Consider the following 25,871-nt stretch of genomic DNA (forward strand, 5'->3'; position numbering starts at 1 on the left):
CCCGTTGCTTCAGTAGAGGAAATAGCGCTGCGCCATCGGCAGCTCGGTGGCCGGCTCGCAGGTCAGCAGCTCGCCATTGGCGCGCACCTCGTAGGTCTCGGGATTCACCTCGACCTCCGGCGTCTCGGCATTGTGGATCAGGTCCTTCTTGCCGATGCCGCGCGTGTTCTTAACCGCGACCGTCTGCTTGGCGAGGCCCAGCGAGGCGCCGATGCCCTCGGCCTGCGCCGCCTCGGAGACGAAGATCACCGCCGAATTCTCGACCGAGCGACCGTAGGCGCCCCACATGGGCCGCGAATAGACCGGCTGCGGCGTCGGGATCGAGGCGTTGGGATCGCCCATCTGCGCGCAGACGATGGTGCCGCCCATCAGCACCATCTCGGGCTTCACCCCGAAGAAGGCCGGCGACCAGAGCACCAGGTCGGCACGCTTGCCGACCTCGATGGAGCCGATCTCCTGCGAGATGCCATGCGCGATGGCGGGGTTGATGGTGTACTTGGCGATGTAGCGGCGGACGCGGAAGTTGTCATTGTGGCCGGTCTCGTCCGAGAGCCGCCCACGCTGCTTCTTCATCTTGTCGGCGGTCTGCCAGGTGCGGATGATCACTTCGCCCACGCGGCCCATGGCCTGGCTGTCCGAGGCGATGATCGAGAACGCGCCCATGTCGTGCAGGATGTCCTCGGCGGCGATGGTTTCGCGGCGGATGCGGCTCTCGGCAAAGGCCACGTCCTCGGGGATCGACTTGTCGAGGTGGTGGCAGACCATGAGCATGTCGAGATGCTCTTCCAGCGTGTTGCCGGTATAGGGCCGCGTCGGGTTGGTCGAGCTAGGCAGCACGAACTCCTCGCCGCAGATCTTGATGATGTCCGGGGCATGGCCGCCGCCCGCGCCCTCGGTGTGGAAGGCGTGGATGGTGCGGCCCTTCATGGCGCCCACGGTGTTCTCGACGAAGCCGGACTCGTTGAGCGTGTCGGTGTGGATCATCACCTGCACGTCCCAGGCATCGGCGACGCTCAGGCAATTGTCGATGGTGGCGGGGGTGGTGCCCCAGTCCTCGTGCAGCTTGAGGCAGCAGGCGCCGGCCTTGATCTGCTCTTCCAGCGGCGCCGGCAGCGAGGCGTTGCCCTTGCCGGCGAAGGCGAGGTTCATCGGAAAGGCGTCGGCGGCCTGCATCATGCGGCCAAGATGCCACGGACCGGGCGTGCAGGTGGTGGCCAGCGTGCCATGCGCCGGGCCGGTGCCGCCGCCGAGCATGGTGGTCAGGCCAGAGTGCAGCGCGTCCTCGATCTGCTGCGGGCAGATGTAGTGGATATGGCTGTCCATGCCGCCGGCAGTCAGGATGCGTCCCTCGCCGGCGATCACCTCGGTTCCGGGGCCGACGATGATGCTGACGCCGGGCTGGGTGTCGGGGTTGCCGGCCTTGCCGATCGTGTGGATGCGCCCGTCCTTGAGGCCGACATCGGCCTTGTAGATGCCGGTGTGGTCGACGATCAGCGCATTGGTGATGACGGTGTCGACCGCGCCCTCGGCGCGGGTCGCCTGGCTCTGGCCCATGCCGTCGCGGATCACCTTGCCGCCGCCAAACTTGACCTCTTCACCGTAGACCGGGGCGTTGCCGCCCACCGCCTGACCCACCGCCTCGGCGGTCAGGTCACGCTCGACCTCGATGATCAGGTCGGTGTCGGCGAGGCGCAGCTTGTCGCCGGTGGTGGGGCCGAACATGGCGGCATAATCGGCGCGGGAGATCGTGGCTGGCATGTGGTGGTCCTTGGTCATCAGGTCGGCATCGGCGTCCGCAGCGTCCTGCCGCGCGCCGGTTGGATTTAAGTCAGACGGGCGTCCCGGGCTCGTGCGTGCGGCGCGCCGCGGGCACGGCCTTGAGCCCCGAGTCGGCGCGCGGACGGCCACCGCCGGCCAGCGCCACCGGGCCGCAGATCCCCATGCTCATCGGCGCGGGCATCAGCGACGCCGTCGCCAGCGGCTGGCGGGCGTTCCAGAATGCCTTCTGCTGCATCACCCCGGCCTCGTAGACGGCCTGGGCCATGCGCATCTGCAGGCTGATCATCTCGACCCCCATCTGCATGGCGGTAAATCCCCAGTAGGTCGGCAACATCGCGGCACCCTCCTCGGTCGATGCGTCGTTCAGGCTCCGAAATTCATGTTCGGCCCGCGCTTGGCGAGCCGCTTGCGGTTCGAACGCGCCTTGCGCTCCAGCGGTCCGGCCCACGCCATGACCACGCGCTCGGGCGCGGCCCCGCCCATGGCTGCGCGACTGGCGCTCCACCAGCTCTGCATCAGCGCCGGGCTCTTTTCCGTCACCATGCGCACGTTCTCGGACGGATCCACCGACCACAGCCCGGCCATGCCGAGCGTCCGGTAGGCCACCACCTGCTGCGCCTCGGCCGCCAGCGAGGCGACCTTCAGCGCACTGCGCTGCCATTCCAGCATCTGGCTGAACATCTCAGAGCGCTCCCATGATCTTCTGGTTGAAGCCGTAGATCTTCCGCGCGCCGGAGATCGGGATCAGGTTGACCTCGCGGCGCTGACCCGGCTCGAAGCGCACAGCGGTGCCGGCAGCGATGTCGAGCCGCAGGCCGCGCGCGGCGTCGCGATCGAAGTCGAGCGCCGGGTTGGTCTCGGCGAAATGGTAGTGCGAGCCCACCTGCACCGGGCGATCACCCGTGTTCGCCACCATCAGCGTGATCGCCTCGCGATCGGCGTTGAGGGTGAGCTCCCCCTCGGCGGGGATCAGCTCGCCCGGGATCATTTGCGGCCCCGGAGGCGCGCCAGCGCCAGCGGTGCGCCCACCGCCACGACGCCAAGCAGCGCCACGACGATCAGCCACGAGGCCCCGTCATGCGGGTGCACGTGCGGCGCATCGCCGGAATGGGCCAGCGCCGGACCGGCGACAAGGGCGAGAGGGAGAGCGTATTTCATTGCGGTATCCTTCTGAGGGGAGATCAGCGGATCGGGTTGTGGACGGTGACCAGCTTGGTGCCGTCCGGGAAGGTGGCCTCGACCTGCACTTCGTGGATCATCTCGGAGATGCCGTCCATGCATTGCTCGGCGCTGATGACCTGCGCACCGGCCTCCATCATCTCGGCCACGGAGCGTCCGTCGCGGGCGCCCTCGACCACCGCGTCGGTGATCAGCGCCACCGCCTCCGGGTAGTTCAGCTTCACGCCGCGGGCGAGGCGTTTGCGCGCCACTTCGGCGGCCATTGCGACAAGCAGCTTGTCCTTTTCGCGGGGGGTCAATTGCATGGGTCAGATCATCCAGGGTCGTGGAAGTTCGGCGCCGCTCAGGCGGCGCAGGACAGGGGCAAGGTGGCCCCGCAGTGTGTAGCCGTCAACGGAAACCAGACGGAGTACCAGAAGTTCCTCCGACAGCGCCGAGACCCCCGCCGTCTCCGGCAGCATCTCGCGCAGCGCATCGCGCAGGGTGGAGGCCCCGGGGGCGGCATGGATCACCGTTGCCACCGCCCCGGCACCGCCGGCAATCGCCGGATGCGCGAGGGTATCGGCAGCATCGCCGCTCAGGTGCAGCCGGTCGGCAAAGGCCAGCCGGCCGTCGACGCGCAGGTCGATATGGTCGCGCAGGCGCAGGTCGTGCAGCACCTCGCCCATCGCGTGGCGGCCAAAGACCAGGGACTCGCAGGCGGTGAGCCTTGCGTCCGCGGCCATGTCGATGCGCAGCCGCCGGTCGAGCGCGCCGCCCTCGAAGAGGATGGTTTCCTGCGGCAGCCAGTCGAGCCGTGCGCCGGCCTCGAGCGCCAACCGGGTCTCGACCCGGCCGGTCTCGGCGGGCAGCGCGCGGTAGACACGCTCGGCCGCCTGCGTGGTCATCACGAGATGCGAGCCAGCCTCGGCGCGCGCCTCGACATCGAAGGCATCGCCCCCGGTCACCCCGCCCGAGCTGTTGAGATAGACCGCCTGCAACGCGTCTTTCACACGCGGAAACAGCAGCTTGGAGCTTCCGGACATGTGCAGGTCCGAAATCGCCGAGCGGCCGTTGCGCAGACGGACACCCAACCGGGCCTTCCCTCTTGCGCGCTGCGCGGCAATGGCGGCGGGCGCGGTCATCTGCGGCTGATCATATGGTATGGCGCGGCCCTCCTGCGGCAGGCACCCTTGGCAGACCCTGCGGCAAGGGCAAGCAGGCGACCCGCCTCACGAACCGGCTCGGAGCCTGAGAGGCGCCTCAATGCGCATGATGAGGGCGATATGGCCCGAAACGCCCGCAAATTGGGCGAAATGAAAATCACGTCTCCCGCTCGCTCTCAGCCCGGATCTGCACTCCCTGATCGCAACGGGCGGGCTTGAGGTCGAGCACTGGCGTGCCGTCGAGGCAGTCGAGCCCGCGCACCACCAGCACCGGCCCCTCGCGGCGCACGAGCCGGACCATCGAGCTGCCGATGGGGTTGGGACGTTGCGGCGAGCGCAGGCTGAAGGTGCCGCGCGGCCCGTCGCTGCCGCGCGGACGCTGAGTCAGCAGATCGCGGCGCGAACGGTCAAGCCAGTAGAGCAGCTCGAGCCAAGCCTTGCCCTCGATCCCGGCCAGCGCCGGCTCGAGACGCGGATCGAGCTCGACGCGGCACTCGGGCCCCTCCTCCGGATCGCCCTGCCGCGGACAGTCGGCCCGGGTGAGGAACGGGGTGCGGATGCGCCCGATGAAGCGCAACTGCGCGTCATCCGCTGGCGGCAGATCGACGGTGGTCTCTCCGGGGCGGATCTCGGCCTCGTCCGACATGGCTGGGTCTCCTTGCTTTGCGCTCAGCCTAGCGCCTCGTACGCGGCGCCGCCACGGGCTCGGACACGGATCAGCCCTTGCGCGCCGCTTTCAGCCCTTCGAGCGCCATGCGCGCGCCATCGGCCACGACCACCGGCACCGCCTGCGCCTCGAGCGCCAGCCGGTACGGCTGCGCGGCGTTGCCCTCGGCGACGATGGCGACGCTCTGCCCCAGCCAGTAGGGCTTGGCGGCGGCGAGCTCCATGCCAACCAGAAGCCCCATGGCGCGCGACGCCGCGAGCGTGTCGCCAAGACCGCTGAGATGGCGCTCGGCGCGGATCACCGCGAGCTCACCGGCGAAATTCGCCGGGCGCCCCATGACCTGATCCGCCGCCTGCAGCAGCGCGTCCTCGTCGAACGCGGCGGGGGCGTCGACACCCAGCGCCTCGGGCGCGCCCAGCAGATCGAAGAGCGTCCCGGTCAGAACGCTGCGAAAGCTGACGATCTCGCCTGCACTCACATGCACCCAGCGGCTCTGCGCCCCGGGCAGGCAGATCACCCCGTCGAAGCGCGGGTTGAGCGAAAGAAAGCCCGCAACCCGGGTCTCCTCGCCATGCAGCACGTCCACCGGGCGCTCCTGCGCGATGCCGGGAAGGCGGTGCAGATCGCCGTCGCGCTGCGCCTGCGCCAGCTTCGGCGGAGTGCAGGGTACGGCGGCGAATGGCAGCTTCGCGGCGCCGCTGACAACGACCGGCGTGCCCGGATCGAGGCCGGGCAGCGCATGGCTCAGGGTGCGGGAGAGGTCCTCGCCTCCCTCCGCGATGCACTCGGTCTGGGCCAGGACGGTGTCATCCGCGGCCATCTGCCAGATGCGCAGACGACTCTCGCGGTGTTCGGCGGCGATCCAGTCGGGCGTTGTCATGGGCGGCACTCCTTCTGCCGCGACAGGTACGCCCCGCGCCGCCGCGGTTCAAGGCCGGGGCGCAACGCCTCTCAGGGCCACCACGCCTGCCCGACCTCGACCAGCAGCTTGAGACAGAGCAGCCCGAGCGCCACGTTGACCAGGAGGAAGAAGGCGCGTTCCGGCAGCCAGCGGGTCACGCGATAGCCCGACCACGCGCCGATGAGCGCCAGCGGCGCCAGCACCGCGATCTGCTGCAGGCTGTCCCAGGTCACCTGCCCGGCGAGGATGTAGGGCGGCAGTTTCATCCAGTTGATGCAGGCGAAGGTGATGGTGGCCGTACCCGCGAAGGTCATCTTGGGCATCTTCTGCGGCAGCGTATAGGCTTGGAACGGCGGCCCACCGGCATGGCTGATATAGCTGGTGAACCCCGCGAGCGCGCCCCAGAACAGCCCGCGCGGCACGTCCGCCGGGCGGGCGGCGAAATCGCCCGCCAGCCGCTTGCGCAGCGCGTCGGCAAGATAGCCCAGCCCGATCAGCGCCACGACGAGCTTGGTGGCCTCGACCGGCACCCGCGAGATCAGCAGGAAGGCGACGAAGATGCCGATGGCCGCCGCCGGGATCAGGATTTTCAGGTTGCGCGCGGAATAATGCCCGCGGAACAACCAGACCGCGTAGACATCGGCGAGGATGTACATCGGCAGCAGCAGGCCCGCGGCGGCAGCAGGGGCGATGAAGATCGACAGGATCGGGACACCCATCATCGCCACCATGGGCAAACCGCCCTTCGACATGCCGACAAAGAACGTCGCCGCCCCTGCGGCGATCCAGAAAGCGACCGTCTGTTCCAATGCCTGCCCTTTGCCTCACGTCACCAACCCCGCCCGTCATGCACCGGGCCGGCGGTGACGAAAAGGGAAAAGCCATCAGGCCGCTTCGCGGGAATGCGCCTTCAGCATCGGACAGGTCAGCTCTGCATCCTCCTGCAACGGGCGGTTGGGCCGCAGACCTGCCGCCTTGAGGTCGTCGTGATAGGCGCGCACCGCCTCGTGGGAGGACATGCCGTCACGGATCACGCGGCGCATCGCGACCAGCATCAGCACCGGATCCTCGCAGTGGAAACTCTCGCGGCTGAAGTTCGCCAGCCGGGCACCGTGGCGTTCCGCCTGCGCCAGCCGCTCGAGGCAGTCGCGGGTGGTGCCGTTCGGGCAGCCGGTGACGCCGATGACGATACGCGAGGGGTGCCAGCCTGCCAGCTCCTCGGTGGCGGCAGGGCCGTGGTAATCGACCTCGATGAAGATCGGCCGCTCGCGCCGCGCCACCCCGGCGAGGCTGCGGATCAGGATATCGTTGCGGAAGGCGGCATAGTCGGCATCGCCGGTGTCGATTTCCACCTTCGGATCCGAGACCTGCAGGAAGTGCCGGATGCCGACCTTGCTGGCGATGTCGCGAAATTCGCAATAGGCGGTGAGCGTGGCGTGATCCTGCTCGGGACTGTTGTAGAAGGTCATGCCGTAAAGCCCGAGATTGGCCACCGGCTTGACCGCGTCGAGCCGGGCAGAGCGGAACGGCAGCGCCGGATAGGACGGATAGGCGCCGCCGCGCACGCGCCACATGTCGGTGGGATCGTTGAGCCGCACCGCGGGCGTGGCGGTGGCGCGGGCATAGACGCCGGATTCCGCCAGCATCTCGGCGGTGGAGAGAGAGGTCAGCACGATATCGGCAAGGTCGCTTTCGATCACCCGCCGGACGTCGGCCCGGTAGGCGGCAAGCGGGCGCGGCCGCCCCAGCCCATCGCGCCCGGTGGCCGAACACCCGCGCAGCAGATCGGCATCCTTGGCGAAGGTGATGATGAAATCCCGGCGGCTGTAATCCTCGGCCGTGATCTTGGCGAGTTTCTCGTCGATGCGTCTCATGTCTGCGGGTCCGCCATGCCATCTTGCCGTATTGCGCCATTCAACACCCGGCAAGGCCGGAGGCGCCACGACCGCAGCTTAGCCGATCACAGCTTACGCAATGGTAAAGGCGCTCAGACCGGCACCACGTCGACGTGATGGGTGGTCTTGTGCGACCCCGAGGAGCGCAGCGAGCCCTTGACCGGGGCCACGTCGGAATAGTCGCGCCCGAAGGCCACGGTGACATGATCGGTGCCGGCGCGGATGGCGTTGGTGGGATCGAAGGCGACCCAGCCGGTCTCGGCGCCGCACCAGGCCCGCACCCAGGCATGCATGGCGTCGGCCCCCTCGAGCCGCTTCTGCCCCTTGGGCGGTATCGTGCGCAGAAATCCCGAGACGTAGCCCGCCGGGATGCCGATGGCACGCAACCCGGTGATCATCACGTGGCTGATGTCCTGGCAGACGCCGCGGCGGGCGCGGAACGCCTCGATCGGGGTGGTGGTGACCTCGGTGGCGCCGGGATCGAAGGCAAAGGCCTCGTGCAGGGCCGCGCTCACCGCGTCGACTGCCGCCAGCGCCGAAAGTCCGGGCGATACGCAGTCGCGGACGAAGGCGGCGATCTCCGGCTCGGGTCGCAGCCGTGGCGAGGCGCCGAGGAAATGATGCGGGCTTTCGGGCGCGATGCTCTGGATCTGCGCCACCTCGCGCGGCACGTCCTCGAGCGCGCAGGACAGATCCAGCCCGCGCGACGGCTCGTGGCACAACACACGGCCCTTGAACAGGAAATCGATCTCCGTGAGCCGCCGTTCATGCGCCAGCTCGGTGCAGGGATTGCCGAAGAAATCGAGATCGTCGATGCGGTGATCCGGAGCCGGATCGGTGGTCACCACGCCGTAGAGCAGCTGTTGGTCCGGCAAGGTGCGCGGCAGCATCCGCAGCAGCGTCCGGCTTGCCGCCGCCGGGCTCTGGTAGCTGTAGGCGATGCGCAGGGTGATGTCGTATGTCTGGCTCATGGGCATCAGCTCAGGTACTGCGCGGTCAGCGCTTCCGAGATCGCCGCAAGCTCGCGGCGTGTGCGCGACAGGCGCCGCGCGGTGATCTGTTCGGGCGTGGCCACCGCCATGGCAGTCTGCAACATCAGGATCTTGCGCCCGGCGTCACCCATGCTCTGGGCACCGGAAAGCTCGGCCAGCTTGCTCTCTTCCTCGCGCACCCGGTCGATCTGGAACAGGATCGAGCGCGGGTTGTCCCGGTCGAGCGCCAGCATGTCGATCACCGTGTCGCGGGTGGTCTCGACCGAATAGCGGCGGCGATGGGTCATCACGCTGTCGCCGATCTCGACCGTGGCATCGAGCCCTCCGTCGAGCCCCTCGGCCGCGGCAAAGCTCGTCAGCACCGAGGCCATGTGGTCGGCCCGCTCGAGTGCCCGTCCGATCGACAGGAAGCGCCAGCCGAGGAAGCGGAACATGTTCTCGTGCACGAGGCCCGAGAACCCGGCGGTCTTGCGCAGCAGCACGCTCATGGCGCGGGCGGCGTCGTCACCGGGGGTGACGCGGTCCGACAGCTCGCGGGCGCTGTCCGCAAGATCGTTCAGCGCGCTCCAGCCGTCGGTGGAGAAGCGGTCGCGCACCTTGCTGGCGCAGGTCAGCGCCGCATCGAGATGGCTCAGCAGCGCGTCGGGCACCGGCTCGCGCGTCTCGAAGCCGTAGCTCTCGAGGAACCGGCCAAGGCTGTCGACCAGCGGCACCGTGCGCCGGCCGTATTCCTCGAGCCGCAGGTGATAGGCGCGCAGCACCCGCACGCCGCCCTCGGCGCGCTCGACATAGCGCCCGAGCCAGTAGAGATTGTCCGCCGCCCGCGCCGGGAGAAGCCCCGGCAGGCGGCGCAGGAACGGGCCGCTCTGCTTGCTGCTGAGCGTGTCCTGCACCACCGGCTGATCGGCCATGATCCACACATCCGCCACCGAGCCGCCGGCCTGCATGCCCAGCGCGGTGGGATCACCGCTGCGCCCGATCCGGGCGTAGCCGCCGGGCATCACCGCCCAGCCATTGGGCGTGCGGGCCGCGAAGACCCGCACCACCATGGGGCGCGGCACCAGCTTGCCGTCGATCATTGCCGGCGTGGTCGAGAGCGTCACCGCCTCCTGCCCCACCAGCTGCGCCCCCTCGCGCTCGATCCAGTCCGACACGGATTCGTCGGCACCGCAGGGAAACTTGCCGCCCACGGCGGTGTTGACCTCGATGTCGAAGGGCAGCTTGGTCGATTGCGCCGATCCGATCATCATGCGGTCGAGATTGGCCTGCACGTAGGCCCGCTCGGTCTCCTGCCCGCACCACCACGTGGCGATGTTGGGCAGGCGCAGCGGTGCGCCGATCAGGTGGCGCGCGATGCGCGGCAGGAAGGCCATCAGCGCCCGGCTCTCGAGCACGCCCGAGCCCAGGCAGTTGACCATGTCCATCGCCCCCGCCCGCAGCGCCGCGACCATGCCCGGCGTGCCCAGCGCCGAGGTCTCGTCAAGCTCGAGCGGATCGGCGAAACGCGAATCCAGACGCCGCCAGAGCACGCCCACCGGCTCGGGGCCGTTGATGGTACGCACAGCGAGGCGGCCGTCCTGCACCTTGAGATCCTCGCATTCCAGCAGCGAGAAGCCGAGGTAGCGGGCGATGTAGGCGTGTTCGTAATAGGTGTCGGTGTGCTGGCCGGGGGTCAGGATGCCGACCCGCCCCTCGCTGTCGCCGCGCAGCCCGTTCATCGCATCGCGGAAGCTGCGGAAGAAGCCGGCGAGGCGCTCGATATTGGTCTTCTGGAACAGGTCGTGAAAGATCCGCGTCGAGGCCATGCGGTTTTCCAGTGCGAACCCCGCCCCCGAGGGCGCCTGCGTGCGGTCGCCAAGCACGAACCAGCTGCCGTCCGGCGAGCGGCCGAGCTCGAAGGCGAGGAAGTGCAGGTAATGGCCGGAGCGCGGTTTCATCCCCACCACCGGGCGCAGCCATTCCGGGTTCTGCGCCACCAGGTCGGCGGGCAGGAAACCGTCGCGAACGAGGTCGCCGGGACCGTAGAGGTCAGCCATCACCCGCTCGAGCAGCTCGGCGCGCTGCGCGATGCCGTCGGCCAGTGCCGCCCATTCGGCCTCGGCGATGACCACAGGCACGTGGCTCAGCGGCCAGTCGCGCACCGTCGAGCCGGTGCCCGTCCCGGTCGTGTTGTGCTGGCGGAAATAGACGCCGGTGTCGTGCAGGTACTGGTCACCGCGGGCAAACGAGCGCGCCAACGTCTCGGCGCTCTGCCCGGCGAGGTGACGCATCAACGCGTCCCACACCGGACGCATGGAGCCGTCCGGGCGTTTCAACTCGTCGGCCACGCCCTCGATCGGGGCGTAGCCGGAAAGGAACCGGGTCATCTGGTCCGGCGCCATGGAGGTCACCCCATCCTGCTTGATGCTCAGAGGCCGGGCATCCGGCGCAGATCAAGCGTCATCGGGAATTCCGGATGCGGATGCTCGGGTGCCGGCCAATAGGAGCCGGGGGTATGACCCATCTTCTCGAATCGCGCAAGACGCCGCGCGTCGGCCTCGTTGGTGTTGACCGGGAAGGTGTCGTAGTTGCGCCCGCCGGGATGCGCCACGTGATAGGTGCAGCCGCCCAGCGCCCGGCCGGTCCAGGTATCGAAGATGTCGAACACCAGCGGCGCGTTGACCGGCAGCGTCGGGTGCAGCGCCTCCGCCGGCTGCCACGCCTTGAAGCGCACGCCGCCGACCTTCACGCCGCTGGCCTTGGTCCCCGCCAGCGGCACCGGCCGCTTGTTGCAGGTGACGATGTAGCGCTCCGGGTCCATCGCGGTGAGCTGCACCTGCATGCGCTCGACCGAGCTGTCGGTGTAGCGCACGGTGCCGCCGATGGCGCCGCGCTCGCCCAGCACGTGCCAGGGCTCGAGCGCCTGGTTGAGCTGCAGGTGCACGCCCTCGTAATCGACCTCGCCGGCGAAGGGGAAGCGGAACTCCTTCTGCGCCTCGTACCACTCCGAGCGGAACTCGAAGCCATGCGCCTTGAGGTCGCGCAGCACCTCGAGGAAATCCTCCCAGACGAAATAGGGCAGCATGAAGCGGTCATGCAGCGTGGTGCCCCAGCGCACCGGGCGGCTTTGGACCGGCGCCTTCCAGAAGCGCGCCAGAAGGCCGCGGATCAGCACCTGCTGGGCCAGGCTCATCTTGGCATCGGGCGGCATCTCGAAGCCGCGGAACTCCACGAGGCCCAGGCGGCCCGTCGGGCCGTCGGGCGAAAACAGCTTGTCGATGCAGATCTCGGCCCGGTGGGTGTTGCCTGTCACATCGATCAGCATGTTGCGCAGCAGCCGGTCGGTGAGCCACGGCTGCGGCGGCTCGCCCTCTTCCGGTCCGGGGAAATGCGACAGCGCGATCTCGAGCTCGTAGAGGCTGTCATGCCGGGCCTCGTCGATGCGAGGCGCCTGGCTGGTCGGGCCGATGAAGAGGCCCGAGAACAGGTAGCTCAGCGAGGGATGCTGCAGCCAGTAGAGGATCAGCGAGCGCATCAGGTCGGGCCGGCGCAGGAACGGGCTGTCGAGCGTGGTCGCACCGCCCACCACGACGTGGTTGCCGCCGCCGGTTCCGGTGTGCTTGCCGTCGATCATGAACTTGTCGGCGCCGAGACGGCTCTGGCGGGCCTCCTCGTAGACCGCTTCAGTGATCTCCTTGCAATCCTCCCAGCTGTGGGCGGGATGGATGTTGACCTCGATGACGCCGGGATCTGGCGCCACGCGGATCACGTTCATGCGGCTGTCATGCGGCGGGGTGTAGCCTTCGATATGGATCGGCAGGCCAAGCTCCTCTGCGGTCTCCTCGGCGGTGGCCAGCAGCTCGAGGTAATCCTCCAGCGCCTCGACCGGCGGCATGAACAGGCACAGCCGCCCGTCACGCGGCTCGATGGCGATGGCGGTACGCACCTGCCCGCCCTCGGGATCGACGCCCTGCTCCATGATCTTCTGCCGCCGCCCGGCGTCGCGCGCTTCCGAGACCGGCTGCTCGTGGCCCGGCGTCACCTCGGGCAGGACCGCGGCCTCTTCCTCGGCGATCTTTGCTTCTTCCCTGGCGATGCGCTCGAGCTCGGCCATCAGGGCGCGGCGCTGCTCCTCGCGCTCGGCGTGGAAATCCGGCAGCGGGGTGACCGGCACCGAGGGGTCGGTGGGGTAGACATAAGGGTAGGCCGAGGGCGCGATGTAGGGCAGCGCCCCCAGCGGCAGGCGGAAGCCCACCGGGCTGTCGCCGGGGATCAGGAAGAGCTGGCCGCGACGCGTCTTCCAGTGCTCCGAGCGCCAGCGCGTCGAGGGCTGCGCCTTGGACTGCCAGCGCTGGATCGGCAGCACGTAGCCCGCCGGCGTCTCGAGCCCGCGCGAGAACACCTTGGCGATGCGTGCCCGCGTCTCGGGATCCTTGAGCTTGCTGTCCTCGGGGGTCACATTCGACGGCAGATCCGCCTCCTTGAGGATCCATTCGACCGGGTCCTCGTAGGTCGGATGCACATAGTCGGCCTCGAGCCCGAGGTTCTCGGCAAAGGCCGACATGAACTGGTCGGCCTGCGCGGCATCGGCGCCCTTCGCGGTCTCCTTGGCGACCAGATCGGGGTTCTTCCAGATCGGCAGCCCGTCGCGGCGCCAGTAGAGCGAGAAGGTCCAGCGCGGCAGGGTCTCGCCGGGATACCACTTGCCCTGCCCGTAATGCAGGAAGCCGCCCGGCGCGAAGCGTTCGCGCAGGCGCCGGATCAGCGTGTCGGCGCGGTCGCGCTTGGTCGGGCCCACGGCCGCGGTGTTCCACTCGGCGCTCTCGAAATCGTCGATGCTGACAAAGGTCGGCTCGCCGCCCATGGTGAGCCGCATGTCCTGCGCGGCGATGGTGGCGTCGACCTTCTCGCCCAGCGCGTCGAGCGCCTGCCACGACTCCTCGGAGAACGGCTTGGTGATGCGCGGATGCTCGGCCACGCGGGTGACCTGCATGTCGAAATCAAAGCTCACATGCGGGTTGCCCACCGCCGAGAAGCCGCCGGTGATCGGGGCGGCGTTGCGGTAATGCGGCGTGGCGGCGAGGGGGATGTGGCTTTCGCCGGTCAGCAGACCCGAGGTCGGGTCAAGCCCGATCCAGCCGGCGCCCGGAAGGAACACCTCGCACCATGCGTGCAGATCGGTAAAGTCGTGATCCGTCCCCGACGGCCCGTCAAGCGCCTGCAGGTCGGGTTTCAGCTGGATCAGGTAGCCCGAGCAGAACCGCGCCGCGAAGCCAAGATTGCGCAGGATCTGCACCAGCAGCCACGAGCTGTCGCGGCACGAGCCACGCTTGTGCTGCAGCGTCTCTTCCGGGGTCTGCACCCCGGGCTCCATGCGCACGATGTAGTCGATATGCTTCTGCAGCTTGGCGTTGATGTCGACAAGGAAGTTGACCGTGTTGACCGGCTCGCGCGGGATGCTCTGCATGTAGGCGGCAAGATGTGGGCCGACCTCGTCGGGGCGCGCGTAGATGCGCAGGTCGTTGCGGAACTCTTCCGGGTACTCGAAGGGCCATTCCTGCGCTTCTTCATCGACGAAGAAGTCGAACGGGTTGTAGACCGTCATGTCGGCGACGAGATCGACCTCGATCTTGAACTCGGTCACCGGCTCGGGGAACACGTAGCGCGCCAGCCAATTGCCGTAGGGGTCCTGCTGGTGGTTCACGAAATGGCCCTCGGGGCCGACCTTGAGCGAGTGCGAAATCACCCGTGTGCGCGAATGCGGCGCCGGGCGCAGCCGGATCAGCTGCGGCCCGAGCGTGACCGGACGGTCATACTTGTAATGCGTCAGGTGGTGAATGCTTGCCGTGATGGCCATGGGATCGGTCCGCCCGTGATGCTGTCTCGTGGATCGGGTTCAGAAGAACTTGGATACAGGCCCTTGTAAAGCCTGACGCTTCCCGCGACGCGACCGGGGCGTGACGCTGCTCAGATCCCGTGCGGCGACGCTGTGCGCCCTGCCCTCCTCCGATGGTCGCATATCGCGCCTGTGCCCCTGCGGGCTAGGCTCCGGCGACGCAACGCGCCTGACACATCCGCACAACACCGAGGAGCGCCGACATTTCCCCCGTGGCAGATCATATCGACCGTGTCTTCAGGACCGTCTCATCCGACAGAGCTGCCGCCATGTCGTCTCTCGCTGCTTCGTGGCGGCGCTCGATGCAGCATCACGGGCTCGACCCGGCGACCCGACAGGGCACACGCCGGCTCGAGGACCTTACCCTCGCCCATCGCCGCGCCATGCTGGAGCGCTTCCTGCTGGTCTCGGCACCGAAGCTCGACCAGCTCTTCGGGCTGGTGGCGAGCTCGGGCTGCGGCGTGCTGCTGACCGACAGCGAAGGGCTGGTGCTCGACCAGCGCTGTTCGCAGGCCGATGCCGACACCTTTGAGGGCTGGGGGCTCTGGCCCGGAACCGACTGGAGCGAGGCCGCCGAGGGCACCAACGGCATCGGCACCTGCCTCGCCGAGGCGCGCCGGGTGACGATCCATCGCGGCGATCATTTCCTCGCCCGCAACATCGGCATGAGCTGCATGGACGCGCCGATCTTCGGCCCCGACGGGCGCATCGTGGCGGCGCTCGACGTGTCCTCGGCGCGGGCCGACCAGACCGAGGGCTTCAACCGGCTGATCGCCGCCACCGTGGCGCAGACCGCGCGCAGCATCGAGGCCGACTATTTCCGCGCCTCCTTCCCCGACGCCCGTATCCTCGTGGGCGACAGCGACGATGGCGAGACAGCAGTGCTTCTGGCGGTGGATGGCGACGACCTTGTCGTGGGCGCGACCCGCGGCGCGCGCCGGGCCTTCCAGCTCGAGAGCAAGGGCGCGCTGAAGCCGCGCCCGGCGGCGGATCTCTTCGGCCGCGAGGACGGCCCCACGGGTTTCGAGCGCGCCGAGCGCGCGGCGGTGATCCGCGCCCTGACCCGCGCCGAAGGCAATGTCAGCAAGGCGGCCCGCGATCTCGGCATCGGCCGCGCGACGCTCTACCGCCGCATGAAACGGCTGGGCATCGGGGACTGACGGTCGACTATTTTTAACCGCCTTTTCCGATTGTTGCCCTGCACGCCTAGACAGAAAGGCTGCGCAGTTCGCCCTCATGCGTGACCAGCGTGATGCGTCTCACGCCGCCGAGTGCTGTCGCGGCCCGGTGCAGCGCGTCTGCGTCCATCATGCAGCCAGCGGTCGAGAGCGCATCGGCCAGTGCCGCGCTCTCGGCCTCGACGCTCACCGTCGACCAGAGCACGCCCCCTGCCCCGCGCGGATCGAGGATATGGGTTTCCTGTCCCAGACGCAGCGCCGCCGGGCTCGAGGTCGCGACCGCGCCGGTGTCCAGCGTGCGGGTGCCGAGTGGCCCGTGCTCCGGGTCCGAGAGTCCCAGCCGCCACGGCCCGCCGAGGGCGCGAAACTCGCCGATATTGATCAGTGCCTGCCCGAAGCCGCGCGCCGCCAGCAGCTCTGCCACGGCGTCGGTCGCGACACCCTGCGCGATGCCGTTGAAGGTCAGCGCCTGTCCCGACCCCAGCGCGATGCGGTTCCCGTCCCGCACGATCTTCTCCCAGCCGATCCGCGCCCGCGCGGCCGCCACGTCGCCGCCCGAGGCCAGCGCCCGCCAAAGCGGCTGAACGCTGGGATCGAACGCCCCGCCGGTGGCCTCATGCACCCGGTCAGCAAGTTGCATCAGCGCGCGGAACGGCAAGGATGCGTCAAGCTTTCCCGTGCGATTGAGACGCGAGAGCTCTGAGGCGGGATCGTACAGGCTGAACCGTGCCTCACACGCGCGGATCTTCGCGAGCGCCGCCTCCAGCGCGTCTTCGGCGCCGGGGCCATGCAGGGTGATTTCGGCCTCGGCCCCAAGCGCCATGCCGCGCCAGCGCGCCGGCGCCAGCGCCCGCGCGGGTCCGGCGGCAAAGGCAGCAGAGATGGTGAGGAAACGGCGGCGGGTCAGGCTCATTCGGCGGGCACCTCCTGGCCAGGGCTTATCGGACGCTTGCGCGCTCTCTGCGCCAGCACCAGCGGCACGCATTGCGCCGGGTCGTCGTGGATCTTCACGCAGTCAAGGCACTGGAAGCATTCGGAATAATCGATCTTCCCGGTCTTCTCGATGGCGCCATAGCGGCAGCGCACCCGGCACAGCTGGCAGGGCGAGCCGCATTCGCTGCGGCGCGCGATCCAGTCTCGCCCGCGCAACAGCCCGCCGATCGCCATCAGCGCCCCCAGCGGGCAGAGGTAGCGGCAGAAGCCCTTGAACAGCACCGCGCTCAGCACGATCAGCCCTGCCGCCCAGGCGACGTAAGGCCACGCCCGCTGGAAATGCGTGGTGATGGCAGTTTTGAAGGGCTCGATCTCGGCCACCGTGTCGATCTCTCCCGGGGCAACGAAGACCGTCGCGATCATGCCCGCCAGCACCACGTATTTCAGCCCCTTGAGGCGCTTGTCCCAGCGGGGACTTGGCTCGATCTGCGGCAGGCGCAGCAGCCGGCCGAGATGCGAAGCGAACTCCTGAAGCGCCCCGAACGGGCAGAGCCAGCCGCAGAAGAAGCCGCGCCCCCAGAGGATGAGCCCCGCGATGGCCGCCGCCCAGACCAGCAGCGAGAACGGGTCGTAGAGCAGGAAGGCGTAGCTGCCACCGTCGAGCGCCGTGCGCAACACGCCAAGCGGTGTCACGATCGACAGCTGCCCCTGCCCCCAGAACCCGATGAAGCCGGTCATCACCGCAAGGATGCCGAGCCTGACCGGGGTGAAGATCCGCAGACCCGCCAGCCGGTTCTGCGCCGGGCCCACGGCGAGCAGCAGCACGATGAGGAAGACGCAGAGCGCGATCAGGTCGGCCTGCCGGTTGAGGATCGCCTCGCGCCATGGCGGCAGCGTCTCCACCGCGCCGGGGCGCAGGAAGAAGCGCTCGGGCGTGGCGTGGGTCAGTTCGAGATCGCGGCGGCCGATCTCGGGCTGGAACATGCCATGCTCGCGCACCGCCGCGACCTTGAGCGTCCAGTCGCGCGCCGGATCGAAGCCGAGCCGCCGGTCGGTGCGCAGGATCATCGCCGTCCCCGCGGGGACACCATCGGCCAGCTCGACGAAGAGATCGGCGTCGCGCAGCGCGATGGGCAACCCGTCCTGCTCGGCCGAGAGCCAATCCGGCGCGGTGTTGCGCACGAAGTCGGGCGAGACCAGCCCGTGGCGCCCGGTCTCGATCAGCAGGATCGGCTCCTCGTCGGGCGAGATCGCGAGGAAGCGCTGCAGCTCCTCGAGCGTTTCCGGGGCGAGGGCGGCACGGGCAATCGAGGCCGGCCCGAGATCGACCACCCAGAGATCGAGATAGGCGCCCTCGGGGTCCTCCGTGGCCTCTGGGTCGTCATCGGCCCAGACGGTGCCGGCAAAGAGCGCGTCGACCTCGGCGTTGCTGACCACCTTGTGGGTCGCGATGCCCTGCGCGACCAGCGCCGCCCAGTCGAGCGCCTCGTCGTGGTCGGGATCGGGATGCGCCGGCGGACCGGAGCTGATGCCGGCCATGCGCTCGCGCGCCACCTCGCGGGCGGCGGCCATGATGCTCTCATGCGCGATGCGCACGCTGGCCGTGGCCTTGGTGACACCGTCGAGATAGACCAGCGCCGAGCCCTCGCCGCCGCCGCCATAGGCGGTGCCGACCACCATCGTCTCGGAGATCGCGTGGCCGGAATACTGCTCGAGAAAGCCCCGCAGCGGCGCCTCGCCCAGCCCCGAGACGAAGATCGGCTCGTTGTGCTCGATCAGCCGCACGTCGAGGAACTGGCCGTCGAGATCGAGCATGACGAAGATGTTGAGCGGCGCGCCGGAAAAGCCCGGCAGCGGCGCCATCAGCTCGGTCTCGAAGGCGTAGCCAGCCAGCCCTCCGCCGGAGTTGAGGAGCTCCCACACGCCATTCTCGCCCAGCGGATCGCCCAGCGCATAGGGTGCGTAAACGAAAGCTTCCATCGCCGCACGGTCGAGCGGCTCTGCCGCGCCGGGGCGCGGCAGGAGGGTGACGAGACTCAGGGTCAGGAAAAGCAAAAGCGCCCGCATGGGGCGCAGACTAGCAGGGCGGATGAGGCCGGGAGATGCGACCTAGGTCTGAGACGCGGGCCGGGAACATCGGCGGTGCCTTCGGAGGGAGAGGGTAAAGGCACCGCCGGGGCTGCCGGCGCGGGGTCGGACCGGCGGCTTGTGCCCGGGGCGCGCATCGAGTGGCAAGGAGCGCGCGCCCCGGACGGGAGGAGACCTAGAAGAAGCCGAGCTTGTTGGGGTTGTAGCTCATCAGCATGTTCTTGGTCTGCTGGTAGTGGTCGAGCATCATCTTGTGGTTCTCGCGCCCGATGCCGGACTGCTTGTAGCCGCCGAAGGCCGCGTGGGCCGGGTAGGCGTGGTAGTTGTTCACCCAGACCCGGCCGGCCTCGATCTTGCGACCGAAGCGATAGCAGCGGTTGGCGTCACGGGTCCACACGCCGGCACCGAGGCCGTACATGGTGTCGTTGGCGATGGCGAGCGCCTCTTCCTCGTCCTTGAAGGTGGTGACCGAGACCACCGGGCCGAAGATCTCTTCCTGGAAGACCCGCATCTTGTTGTGGCCTTTCAGGATGGTCGGCTGGATGTAATAGCCGTTGGACAGGTCGCCCGACATCTGCGCCGCATCGCCGCCGACCAGCACCTCGGCGCCCTCTTCGCGGCCGATGGTGAAGTAGGACATGATCTTGTCCTGCTGCTCGGAGCTGGCCTGGGCGCCGACCATGGTCTCCATGTCGCGCGGGTCGCCCTGCTTGATCGCCTTCACGCGGGCGATGCACTTCTCGATGAAGGCCTCGTAGATGTCTTCCTGGACCAGCGCCCGGCTCGGACAGGTGCAGACCTCGCCCTGGTTGAAGGCGAAGAGCACGAAGCCCTCGACCGCCTTGTCGAGGAAGGCGTCATCCTCGGCCATCACGTCGGAGAAGAAGATGTTGGGCGACTTGCCGCCCAGCTCCAGCGTCACCGGGATCAGGTTCTTGGTGGCGGCCTTCATGATGACGCGGCCGGTCTCGGTCGAGCCGGTGAAGGCGATCTTGGCGATGCGGTTGCTCTCTGCCAGCGGGCCGCCGACCTCGGCGCCGAAGCCGTTGACCACGTTGAGCACGCCGGCGGGCAGCAGGTCGGCGATCAGCTCGACCAGCACCAGGATCGCGGCCGGGGTCTGCTCGGCGGGCTTGAGCACGATGCAGTTGCCGGCGGCGAGCGCCGGCGCCAGCTTCCACGCAGCCATCAGGATCGAGAAGTTCCACGGGATGATCTGGCCCACGACGCCCAGCGGCTCGTGGAAGTGGTAGGCGACGGTGTCGGCGTCGATCTCGGACATCGAGCCTTCCTGGCTGCGCAGCACGCCCGCGAAGTAGCGGAAGTGGTCGACCGAGAGCGGGATGTCGGCGGCGGTGGTCTCGCGGATCGGCTTGCCGTTGTCCCAGGTCTCGGCCTGGGCGAGGATCTCGAGGTTCTCTTCGAGACGGTCAGCGATCTTGAGCAGGATGTTCGAGCGCTCGGCGGCCGAGGTGTGGCCCCAGGCCTCCTTGGCGGCGTGGGCGGCATCGAGCGCCAGTTCGACATCGGCGGCGTCGGAGCGGGCGACCTCGCAGACCTTGGCGCCGGTGATCGGGGTGACGTTGTCGAAATAGCGGCCATTCACCGGGGCGGTGAACTTGCCGCCGATGAAGTTGTCGTAGCGGGCCTTGAAGGGCGATGCGTATTTGCCCTCGGTCTGGATCATGACGTTCATGGCTGTCCTCCTGTCTGTCCGGGTCCTCCACCCGGGGATGCGATCAGGATGCGCCCCCGTGGCGCGCCTGTCAGCGTGGGGCAAGCGGCGCGCCAGCCGGAGGTGTCTCGGTTCTGAGACAGGTTGCGGGCGAGTTCGGGGCTGTGGGGCGACATGGCGCCTCTGATTGCCGGTCACGGCGCCGTTTCGAGCGCCTCGGCCCTCGCTCGCATCTCCTAAGATTCGCACGACCATGGCCACTGCGACGCCGCCGCGCATCGCCGGTCCGCGGGGCGGCGAACCGCGCTTTGAATCCCTCGATTTATCCCGGCCAAGTCCGAAGGACCTTGCAGCTGGGCACAGGCGTCACCAAATCGCCGGCCCGGGGGGCGGACCGGCGATGCACGGCGGCCTGCGGCCTTGTTTCCGCGCGGGGAGGCGCTCGGGTGTTTGTTGGCTCGCGAGCGGCGTATTGGAAGAGCCGGAATGGAAAACGGGCGCAGTTGCCCGCGCCCGTTCCGTCTCTACCATGACCCCACGCTCACCGCTCCGGCGGCAAGTGGCTCAGCCCGTAGCGCTCGAAGATCGCCGCGATGCGCCCATCCTCGAGCCCGGCGCGGATCGCGTCGTCCACCGCGTAGCCCAGCGCCCGGTAGCGCATATGCACGCCCACCCCGATGGTCCAGCGGCTCACCGCGAAGCCCGCAAGCGGCGGCTGGTGGATGGCGATGCCCTCCCCGGCCCCGGCCTCGAGCTGCGCCAGCGGCCCCATCGCGGCCATCGTCTCACCGGCGCCCAGCGCGTCCATCGCGGCGGCATAGCTCGGATAGCGTCGCACCCCCTGCGACAGCTGCCCGCCGGCAAAGGAGGTGAGGTAGAAATCGGTGATCGAGTCGTTCTCCACCGCCACGGTATCGATGCGGAAATAGGCCGGCACCGGCGGATCCTCGGGATAGGCCTCCTCGCGATAGGCGATGGCGATCTGCTCGGCGGCATATTGCCCGGTGAACACCACCTGCTCGACCCGGCAGGTATAGGCACTGTCATAGGGCACGTGCAGCATCACGTTCGACACCCGCCCGCCGATCACCGGCCCCTTCCAGACATTGTTGCGCAGGTCGGCGTCGAGGTTCTCGCCCGCTGCCACCAGCCGGAAGCGCGGCTCGACGCCGAGATCCGCGGCGATCAGCCGGCCGATCTCGATATCGACGCCGGCGGGCTTGCCCGCCTCCTCGTAGGACCAGGGCGAAAAATCCTCGTAGGCGGCGAACTCGATGTAGCCGCGCTCGATGATCTGGTCGAGATCCTGACCGACGATGTCGCGGCCGGCATTCTGAGGCTTGGGCTGTGGCACCCAGTCCTCGCAACGCGCGAAAGCCGGGCTTGCAAACGCAAGCCCGGCCAGCGCGGCCAATACGATCCGGCGCCGCATGTCAGTGCGCGGCGGAGAGCCCGATGGTGAGCGTCTCGGCGGCATGGGTCAGATCCTCCGGATGGGCCTCGAGCTGGTTGGCGGCGCGGAAAGCGATGCTGTCGGCCACCGGTGCGCCAGAGAGGGTTTCGATCTCGCCGGCGATCTCGCGCAGACGGGCGCGCAGCGCTTCGACATCAGCATCGCCCGAGGCGAGCTTGTCGCGGATCTCCTTGAGTTCGGCAGACTGGTCCTCGACCGCCATGTCATCGGGGCGCGCCTCGACATAGGTGCGGATCGCCCAGGCCGCCTTCTGGCCCAGCAGCTCCCCGAAGGCCGGCATCTTGGTGGTTCCGTTCTGGGTGTAGCCGTGGATGAAGCGCTCCATGAACCACTCGTCGCCGTATTCCTCGGCCTCGAGGAAGCGCAGGTCGGGGGCGAGCCCGCCCGAGATCACCTCGAGCCCGTGGCAGCGGGCGCAGTTCTGGTTGTAACCCGAGGCGCCGATCTCGACCGCGGCCTGCCAGACATCCTCGCCGGCATCGCGATAGGGGTTCTCGGTCAGCCACTCCTCGCCCACGTCCGGCAGCGCGTCGGTGTTGACCGGCTGCGGGGCGACATCGCCATGGGCAAGCGCGAGCGTGGCGGCAAACATGCACATTGCGGCACCGGACAGGACGGTGCTCGGGAACTTCACTGCAGATCGCTTGATAGTGGGCATGGGACCTCCTCCGTTTCCACTGGTTTCAGCTTTGCTAGCAAGGCGCCCGGACGGGCCATATTGGACCTTGGTCGTGAAACTGGGATCTCTTCGACCATGGTCTTACGGCGCGGCCTCTTAAGCAGGCGTAGTCTGCACCAAGGGAGGACATACATGCGTATCATAGGGCTTGCTGCCGTGCTGTCGCTGTCGCTGGGCGCCGCCGCCGCGTCGGAGACAAAGGTCAGAATCGGCTATCTCACCGTCGACCAGCCAGCCCCGCCGGTGTTGTCGAATCTCGACCCCGAGCCCGAGGACCTCGGGCTCGCGGGGGCGCAGCTGGGGATCGAGGACAACGCAACCACCGGGCGCTTCCTCAACCAGACCTACACCATGGACGAGACCCGCGTGCCCGAGGGCGGCGACGCGCTCGCCGCCGCGCGCGCCCTGCTGGCGTCGAGCCCCTTCCTCGTGCTCGATGCCCCCGCCGCGACGCTCACCGCCGTCGCCGACCTGCCCGAGGCCGAGGGCGCGCTCCTGTTCAATGCCAGCGCGCCCGACAGCGCCCTGCGCGACGCCGACTGCCGCGCCAACCTGCTGCACACGATCCCCTCGGACGCCATGCGCACCGACGCGCTGGCACAGTTCCTGGTGCAACGGCGCTGGACCGACGTGGCTCTGATCTCGGGCGCGCATCCGCGCGACACCGCCTTTGCCGACGCGCTGCGCGCCTCGATCGCCAAGTTCCGGTTGAAGCTGGTGGGCGAGTCCGACTGGGTGTTCGATGCCGACATGCGCCGCAATGCCAGCGCCGAGGTGCCGCTCTTCACGCAGGGGTTCAAGGAGCACGACGTGCTGCTGCTGGCCGACGAGATCGGCGATTTCGGCCGCTACGTGGTCTACAACACCTGGCTGCCGCGCCCGGTCGCGGGCTCGGAAGAGCTGGTGCCGCAAGCCTGGGCGCCGGTGGTCGAGCAATGGGGCGCGGCGCAGCTGCAATCGCGCTTCGAAGAGCTCTCGGGGCGCGAGATGCAGCCCGAGGATTACGCCGCCTGGGCCGCAATCCGCAGCATCGGCGAGGCGGTCACCCGCACCGGCAGCGCCGAGGCCGCGACGCTGCGCGACTACATCTTCTCGGATGCCTTCGAGCTGGCGGGCTTCAAGGGCAGCCCGCTGAGCTTCCGTGGCTGGAACGGCCAGCTGCGCCAGCCGATCCCCATCGTCACCGACCGCGCCGTGGTCGCCACCGCGCCGCTCGAGGGCTTCCACCACCAGGGCAACGAGCTCGACACGCTGGGCCGCGACGCGCCCGAAACCGCCTGCACCGCATTCGGAGGATAAGACCATGCTGAGACTGACCGCCATCCTCGCCCTGCTCGCCTCCCCCGCAGCGGCGGACGAGATCTGGATCACCAACGAGAAGGATGACAGCATCAGCGTCATCGACGTGACGACGCTCGAGGTGACGCGCACGATCCCCACCGGCGAGCGCCCGCGTGGCATCACCTTCAGCCACGATTTCTCGAAGGTCTACATCTGTGCCTCCGACAGCGACGCGGTTCAGGTGATGGACCCGGTCTCGGGCGAGATCATGCACGACCTGCCCTCGGGCGAAGACCCCGAGCAATTCGTCCTGCACCCGGACAACCGACGGCTCTACATCGCCAACGAGGATGATGCGATCACCACGGTGGTCGACACCGAAACCCGCCGGGTGATCGCCCAGATCGACGTCGGCATCGAGCCCGAAGGCATGGCGGTGAGCCCCGACGGCAAGATCGTCATCACCACATCCGAGACCACCAACATGGCGCACTGGATCGACACCGGCACCGAGGCGATCTTTGCCAACACGCTGGTCGACAGCCGCCCGCGCCATGCGGAGTTCGTCAAGGAAGGCAGCGAGCTCTGGGTCTCGTCGGAGATCGGCGGCACGGTGACGGTGTTCGACGTGGCGAGCCAGGCCGAGAAGGCCAAGATCGAGTTCGAGATCACCGGCGTGCACGAGGACCGGCTCCAGCCGGTGGGGTTCGAGCTGACCCCGGATGGCAAGACCGCCTTCGTGGCGCTGGGGCCGGCCAACCACGTCGCCGTGGTCAACGCCGAGACATGGGAGGTCGAGGACTACCTGCTGGTGGGGCGCCGGGTCTGGCACATGGCCTTCGACCGCGATCACAAGCGGCTCTTCACCACCAACGGGGTCTCGGGCGACGTGACGGTGATCGACGTGGAGAAGCGCGAACCGATCAAGACCATCAAGGTGGGCCGCTTCCCCTGGGGTGCGGCGCTGCGACCGACGGAGGGCTGAGCGCCCGCCGGCCCGCAGTGTTGCGGGCGACACGGGAGAGAGGAGATGCAGATGAGACCGGTCTTGATGTGCCTGGCGCTGCTGGCGGCTTCGGGCGCAGTGGCGGACGAATATGGCACCACCAACCCCGAGGAGCTGACATGGCAATCGATGCGCGACCGCGCCGAACGCGGCGAGACCGACATGATGGTCTGCGCCTCGGGCTACCTGATGACCAAGTCCGGCGATCACGCCACTGCGCGGGCGATCTTCGAGGCCTGTGCAGAGGCCGGCTACACCGCTGCGATGACCTGGATGGGCTACATGGAGCAAAACGGCTTCGGCGGGCCGTTCGATCCTGATGCCGCCGCCCGCTGGGACCGCCGCGCCGCCGAGGCCGGCGACCCGGTCGGCAAGTTCAACTACGGCATCGGGCTGATGCGCGGCTTTGGCACGGCGCAGGACGAGGCCGCCGGGCGCGCGCTGGTCGACGAGGCGGCGCGCGACGGGCTGGAGATCGCCAGGCGCCTGCAAGGCGCCGGCTACGATCTCGACGAGATCACCCCGGATGCGGACAACTGGCGCTACGCTCCGATGTTCTGAGCGGCGGCTCGGGCAAACCCGGGGCGCGCTGCACTGCCGTCGCCGCGCAGCGCGAAGGAGGGAGAGAGTGGGCGCTGCCCCCGCCGCAGCAGAGCTGCGACTCCCCCGAGGTATTTTTGAACCAGAGAAGACAGGGGCGTGGCGCGGGGGCCCCGGCGGTGCGCGGCCTGACCAGAGGGCGCGGCGCGGGGGTTTGGGGGCGCTTTGGTCTTAGACCTTGGTGCAACGCACCCGGCCCGGGGCGGGCGGTCTACTCGGGCGCGGAACCGCGCGCCCCTCTGCGGTGCCGGCGCGGCGCGCCCTGCGACCGGGGCCGCCGGACCGGAGACCCCGGTCGCCCGCATCATCGCCATGGCGGCCCCGTGCGTGGCCGGCTCCGCCACAGTCGACACCCTCGCCATGGTCAGGATCGCGGACCGGAAGCCGCTATTCGAGGTCGCCTGCCCTCTCTCACAAGCTGTTGATTCCAGAGCCCTTCCGAACGGCCACCGCAGGAGAATCCGCTCTGTCGCGGCTCCAAATCCTGTGCCGATGACGACCGCTCGACGGCGCTTGGGGCCTTG

At 68.7% G+C, this 25,871-nt stretch carries 23 protein-coding genes; 4 read left to right on the forward strand and 19 right to left on the reverse strand.

The window, feature by feature from the left end; genetic code table 11:
* Window positions 1-9: 9 nt before the first annotated feature.
* The 14 genes from ureC to JF542_RS20455 all read right to left on the reverse strand — a co-directional run bounded on the left by ureC (window position 10) and on the right by JF542_RS20455 (window position 14,394).
* Window positions 10-1,758 (reverse strand): urease subunit alpha, encoded by a 1,749-nt coding sequence (ureC, locus tag JF542_RS20390; protein WP_007798007.1) that lies wholly within the window; start codon window positions 1,756-1,758, stop codon window positions 10-12.
* Window positions 1,759-1,828: 70 nt separating this feature from the next.
* Window positions 1,829-2,113, reverse strand: coding sequence for a hypothetical protein (locus JF542_RS20395; protein ID WP_207077213.1), 285 nt, complete (start codon window positions 2,111-2,113; stop codon window positions 1,829-1,831).
* A 29-nt stretch (window positions 2,114-2,142) separates the two neighbouring features.
* Window positions 2,143-2,460 carry a hypothetical protein gene (locus tag JF542_RS20400; RefSeq protein WP_007798000.1) on the reverse strand — a complete coding sequence of 106 codons (318 nt, stop codon included), beginning with the start codon at window positions 2,458-2,460 and terminating at the stop codon, window positions 2,143-2,145.
* Window position 2,461: 1 nt separating this feature from the next.
* Complete coding sequence (locus JF542_RS20405; RefSeq protein WP_007797998.1) at window positions 2,462-2,767, reverse strand: urease subunit beta; 306 nt, start codon at window positions 2,765-2,767, stop codon at window positions 2,462-2,464.
* Window positions 2,764-2,937 (reverse strand): hypothetical protein, encoded by a 174-nt coding sequence (locus tag JF542_RS20410; RefSeq protein WP_007797995.1) that lies wholly within the window; start codon window positions 2,935-2,937, stop codon window positions 2,764-2,766. The genes JF542_RS20405 and JF542_RS20410 overlap by 4 nt, the downstream gene beginning before the upstream one ends.
* A gap of 23 nt (window positions 2,938-2,960) precedes the next feature.
* Window positions 2,961-3,263, reverse strand: coding sequence for an urease subunit gamma (locus tag JF542_RS20415; RefSeq protein WP_007797992.1), 303 nt, complete (start codon window positions 3,261-3,263; stop codon window positions 2,961-2,963).
* 3 nt (window positions 3,264-3,266) lie between these two features.
* Window positions 3,267-4,031 (reverse strand): urease accessory protein UreD, encoded by a 765-nt coding sequence (locus JF542_RS20420; protein ID WP_207077214.1) that lies wholly within the window; start codon window positions 4,029-4,031, stop codon window positions 3,267-3,269.
* Window positions 4,032-4,260: 229 nt separating this feature from the next.
* Entirely contained in the window at window positions 4,261-4,749 is a 489-nt protein-coding gene (tsaA, locus tag JF542_RS20425) for a tRNA (N6-threonylcarbamoyladenosine(37)-N6)-methyltransferase TrmO (RefSeq protein ID WP_007797987.1), read from the reverse strand.
* 70 nt (window positions 4,750-4,819) lie between these two features.
* Window positions 4,820-5,650, reverse strand: coding sequence for a 2-dehydro-3-deoxygalactonokinase (locus JF542_RS20430; RefSeq protein WP_207077215.1), 831 nt, complete (start codon window positions 5,648-5,650; stop codon window positions 4,820-4,822).
* A gap of 71 nt (window positions 5,651-5,721) precedes the next feature.
* Window positions 5,722-6,480, reverse strand: coding sequence for a sulfite exporter TauE/SafE family protein (locus JF542_RS20435; protein WP_207077216.1), 759 nt, complete (start codon window positions 6,478-6,480; stop codon window positions 5,722-5,724).
* Window positions 6,481-6,555: 75 nt separating this feature from the next.
* Window positions 6,556-7,545, reverse strand: coding sequence for a hypothetical protein (locus JF542_RS20440; RefSeq protein WP_207077217.1), 990 nt, complete (start codon window positions 7,543-7,545; stop codon window positions 6,556-6,558).
* Window positions 7,546-7,658: 113 nt separating this feature from the next.
* On the reverse strand, window positions 7,659-8,537 hold the full coding sequence (locus JF542_RS20445) for a transglutaminase family protein (RefSeq protein ID WP_040545313.1): 879 nt from the start codon (window positions 8,535-8,537) through the stop codon (window positions 7,659-7,661).
* Between the two features lie 5 nt (window positions 8,538-8,542).
* Complete coding sequence (locus JF542_RS20450) at window positions 8,543-10,924, reverse strand: circularly permuted type 2 ATP-grasp protein (protein WP_242533863.1); 2,382 nt, start codon at window positions 10,922-10,924, stop codon at window positions 8,543-8,545.
* Between the two features lie 41 nt (window positions 10,925-10,965).
* A complete protein-coding gene (locus tag JF542_RS20455; RefSeq protein ID WP_207077219.1) occupies window positions 10,966-14,394 on the reverse strand; it encodes a transglutaminase family protein in 3,429 nt (1,142 codons plus the stop codon).
* A 308-nt stretch (window positions 14,395-14,702) separates the two neighbouring features.
* Here JF542_RS20455 and JF542_RS20460 point away from each other — a divergent pair, with 308 nt between their 5' ends.
* Window positions 14,703-15,593, forward strand: a complete 891-nt coding sequence (locus JF542_RS20460) for a helix-turn-helix domain-containing protein (RefSeq protein WP_242533864.1) — start codon at window positions 14,703-14,705, stop codon at window positions 15,591-15,593.
* 46 nt (window positions 15,594-15,639) lie between these two features.
* On the opposite strand, the gene JF542_RS20465 is transcribed toward JF542_RS20460, so the two are convergent.
* The 5 genes from JF542_RS20465 to pedF form a co-directional block, all read right to left on the reverse strand.
* The gene (locus JF542_RS20465) at window positions 15,640-16,524 is read right to left on the reverse strand and encodes an FAD:protein FMN transferase (protein ID WP_207077220.1); all 885 of its coding nucleotides are present in this window, start codon (window positions 16,522-16,524) and stop codon (window positions 15,640-15,642) included.
* On the reverse strand, window positions 16,521-18,611 hold the full coding sequence (locus tag JF542_RS20470) for a 4Fe-4S binding protein (protein ID WP_207077221.1): 2,091 nt from the start codon (window positions 18,609-18,611) through the stop codon (window positions 16,521-16,523). Before JF542_RS20470 ends, JF542_RS20465 begins: the two co-directional genes overlap by 4 nt.
* 196 nt (window positions 18,612-18,807) lie before the next feature.
* Window positions 18,808-20,328, reverse strand: coding sequence for an aldehyde dehydrogenase (gene adh / locus JF542_RS20475; protein WP_207077222.1), 1,521 nt, complete (start codon window positions 20,326-20,328; stop codon window positions 18,808-18,810).
* 520 nt (window positions 20,329-20,848) lie between these two features.
* Window positions 20,849-21,739, reverse strand: coding sequence for a substrate-binding periplasmic protein (locus JF542_RS20480; protein WP_207077261.1), 891 nt, complete (start codon window positions 21,737-21,739; stop codon window positions 20,849-20,851).
* Between the two features lies 1 nt (window position 21,740).
* A complete protein-coding gene (pedF, locus tag JF542_RS20485; RefSeq protein ID WP_040545311.1) occupies window positions 21,741-22,379 on the reverse strand; it encodes a cytochrome c-550 PedF in 639 nt (212 codons plus the stop codon).
* A gap of 213 nt (window positions 22,380-22,592) precedes the next feature.
* On the opposite strand from pedF, the gene JF542_RS20490 reads away from it, so the two are divergent.
* From JF542_RS20490 to JF542_RS20500, 3 genes are read left to right on the forward strand one after another with little or no spacing between them, the layout of a single operon-like run.
* Window positions 22,593-23,759: an ABC transporter substrate-binding protein gene (locus JF542_RS20490; RefSeq protein ID WP_207077223.1), complete on the forward strand. Its 1,167-nt coding sequence runs from the start codon at window positions 22,593-22,595 to the stop codon at window positions 23,757-23,759.
* Window positions 23,760-23,763: 4 nt separating this feature from the next.
* Window positions 23,764-24,726 carry a YVTN family beta-propeller repeat protein gene (locus JF542_RS20495; RefSeq protein ID WP_007797948.1) on the forward strand — a complete coding sequence of 321 codons (963 nt, stop codon included), beginning with the start codon at window positions 23,764-23,766 and terminating at the stop codon, window positions 24,724-24,726.
* Window positions 24,727-24,777: 51 nt separating this feature from the next.
* Window positions 24,778-25,308, forward strand: a complete 531-nt coding sequence (locus JF542_RS20500) for an SEL1-like repeat protein (RefSeq protein WP_207077224.1) — start codon at window positions 24,778-24,780, stop codon at window positions 25,306-25,308.
* The last annotated feature ends 563 nt before the right edge of the window (window positions 25,309-25,871 follow it).

This window comes from Salipiger bermudensis, from assembly GCF_017309175.1.
GTDB lineage: Bacteria > Pseudomonadota > Alphaproteobacteria > Rhodobacterales > Rhodobacteraceae > Salipiger > Salipiger bermudensis.

Coding starts and splice junctions, on each gene's coding strand:
- pedF (WP_040545311.1), bottom strand. CDS start 22,379: ATGTGCATGTTTGCCGCCACGCTCGCGCTTGCCCATGGCGATGTCGCC.
- JF542_RS20500 (WP_207077224.1), top strand. CDS start 24,778: ATGAGACCGGTCTTGATGTGCCTGGCGCTGCTGGCGGCTTCGGGCGCA.
- JF542_RS20395 (WP_207077213.1), bottom strand. CDS start 2,113: ATGTTGCCGACCTACTGGGGATTTACCGCCATGCAGATGGGGGTCGAG.
- ureC (WP_007798007.1), bottom strand. CDS start 1,758: ATGCCAGCCACGATCTCCCGCGCCGATTATGCCGCCATGTTCGGCCCC.
- JF542_RS20465 (WP_207077220.1), bottom strand. CDS start 16,524: ATGAGCCTGACCCGCCGCCGTTTCCTCACCATCTCTGCTGCCTTTGCC.
- JF542_RS20440 (WP_207077217.1), bottom strand. CDS start 7,545: ATGAGACGCATCGACGAGAAACTCGCCAAGATCACGGCCGAGGATTAC.
- tsaA (WP_007797987.1), bottom strand. CDS start 4,749: ATGTCGGACGAGGCCGAGATCCGCCCCGGAGAGACCACCGTCGATCTG.
- JF542_RS20490 (WP_207077223.1), top strand. CDS start 22,593: ATGCGTATCATAGGGCTTGCTGCCGTGCTGTCGCTGTCGCTGGGCGCC.
- JF542_RS20480 (WP_207077261.1), bottom strand. CDS start 21,739: ATGCGGCGCCGGATCGTATTGGCCGCGCTGGCCGGGCTTGCGTTTGCA.
- adh (WP_207077222.1), bottom strand. CDS start 20,328: ATGAACGTCATGATCCAGACCGAGGGCAAATACGCATCGCCCTTCAAG.
- JF542_RS20460 (WP_242533864.1), top strand. CDS start 14,703: ATGTCGTCTCTCGCTGCTTCGTGGCGGCGCTCGATGCAGCATCACGGG.
- JF542_RS20430 (WP_207077215.1), bottom strand. CDS start 5,650: ATGACAACGCCCGACTGGATCGCCGCCGAACACCGCGAGAGTCGTCTG.
- JF542_RS20455 (WP_207077219.1), bottom strand. CDS start 14,394: ATGGCCATCACGGCAAGCATTCACCACCTGACGCATTACAAGTATGAC.
- JF542_RS20415 (WP_007797992.1), bottom strand. CDS start 3,263: ATGCAATTGACCCCCCGCGAAAAGGACAAGCTGCTTGTCGCAATGGCC.
- JF542_RS20405 (WP_007797998.1), bottom strand. CDS start 2,767: ATGATCCCGGGCGAGCTGATCCCCGCCGAGGGGGAGCTCACCCTCAAC.
- JF542_RS20470 (WP_207077221.1), bottom strand. CDS start 18,611: ATGCGGGCGCTTTTGCTTTTCCTGACCCTGAGTCTCGTCACCCTCCTG.
- JF542_RS20400 (WP_007798000.1), bottom strand. CDS start 2,460: ATGTTCAGCCAGATGCTGGAATGGCAGCGCAGTGCGCTGAAGGTCGCC.
- JF542_RS20410 (WP_007797995.1), bottom strand. CDS start 2,937: ATGAAATACGCTCTCCCTCTCGCCCTTGTCGCCGGTCCGGCGCTGGCC.
- JF542_RS20450 (WP_242533863.1), bottom strand. CDS start 10,924: ATGACCCGGTTCCTTTCCGGCTACGCCCCGATCGAGGGCGTGGCCGAC.
- JF542_RS20445 (WP_040545313.1), bottom strand. CDS start 8,537: ATGAGCCAGACATACGACATCACCCTGCGCATCGCCTACAGCTACCAG.
- JF542_RS20495 (WP_007797948.1), top strand. CDS start 23,764: ATGCTGAGACTGACCGCCATCCTCGCCCTGCTCGCCTCCCCCGCAGCG.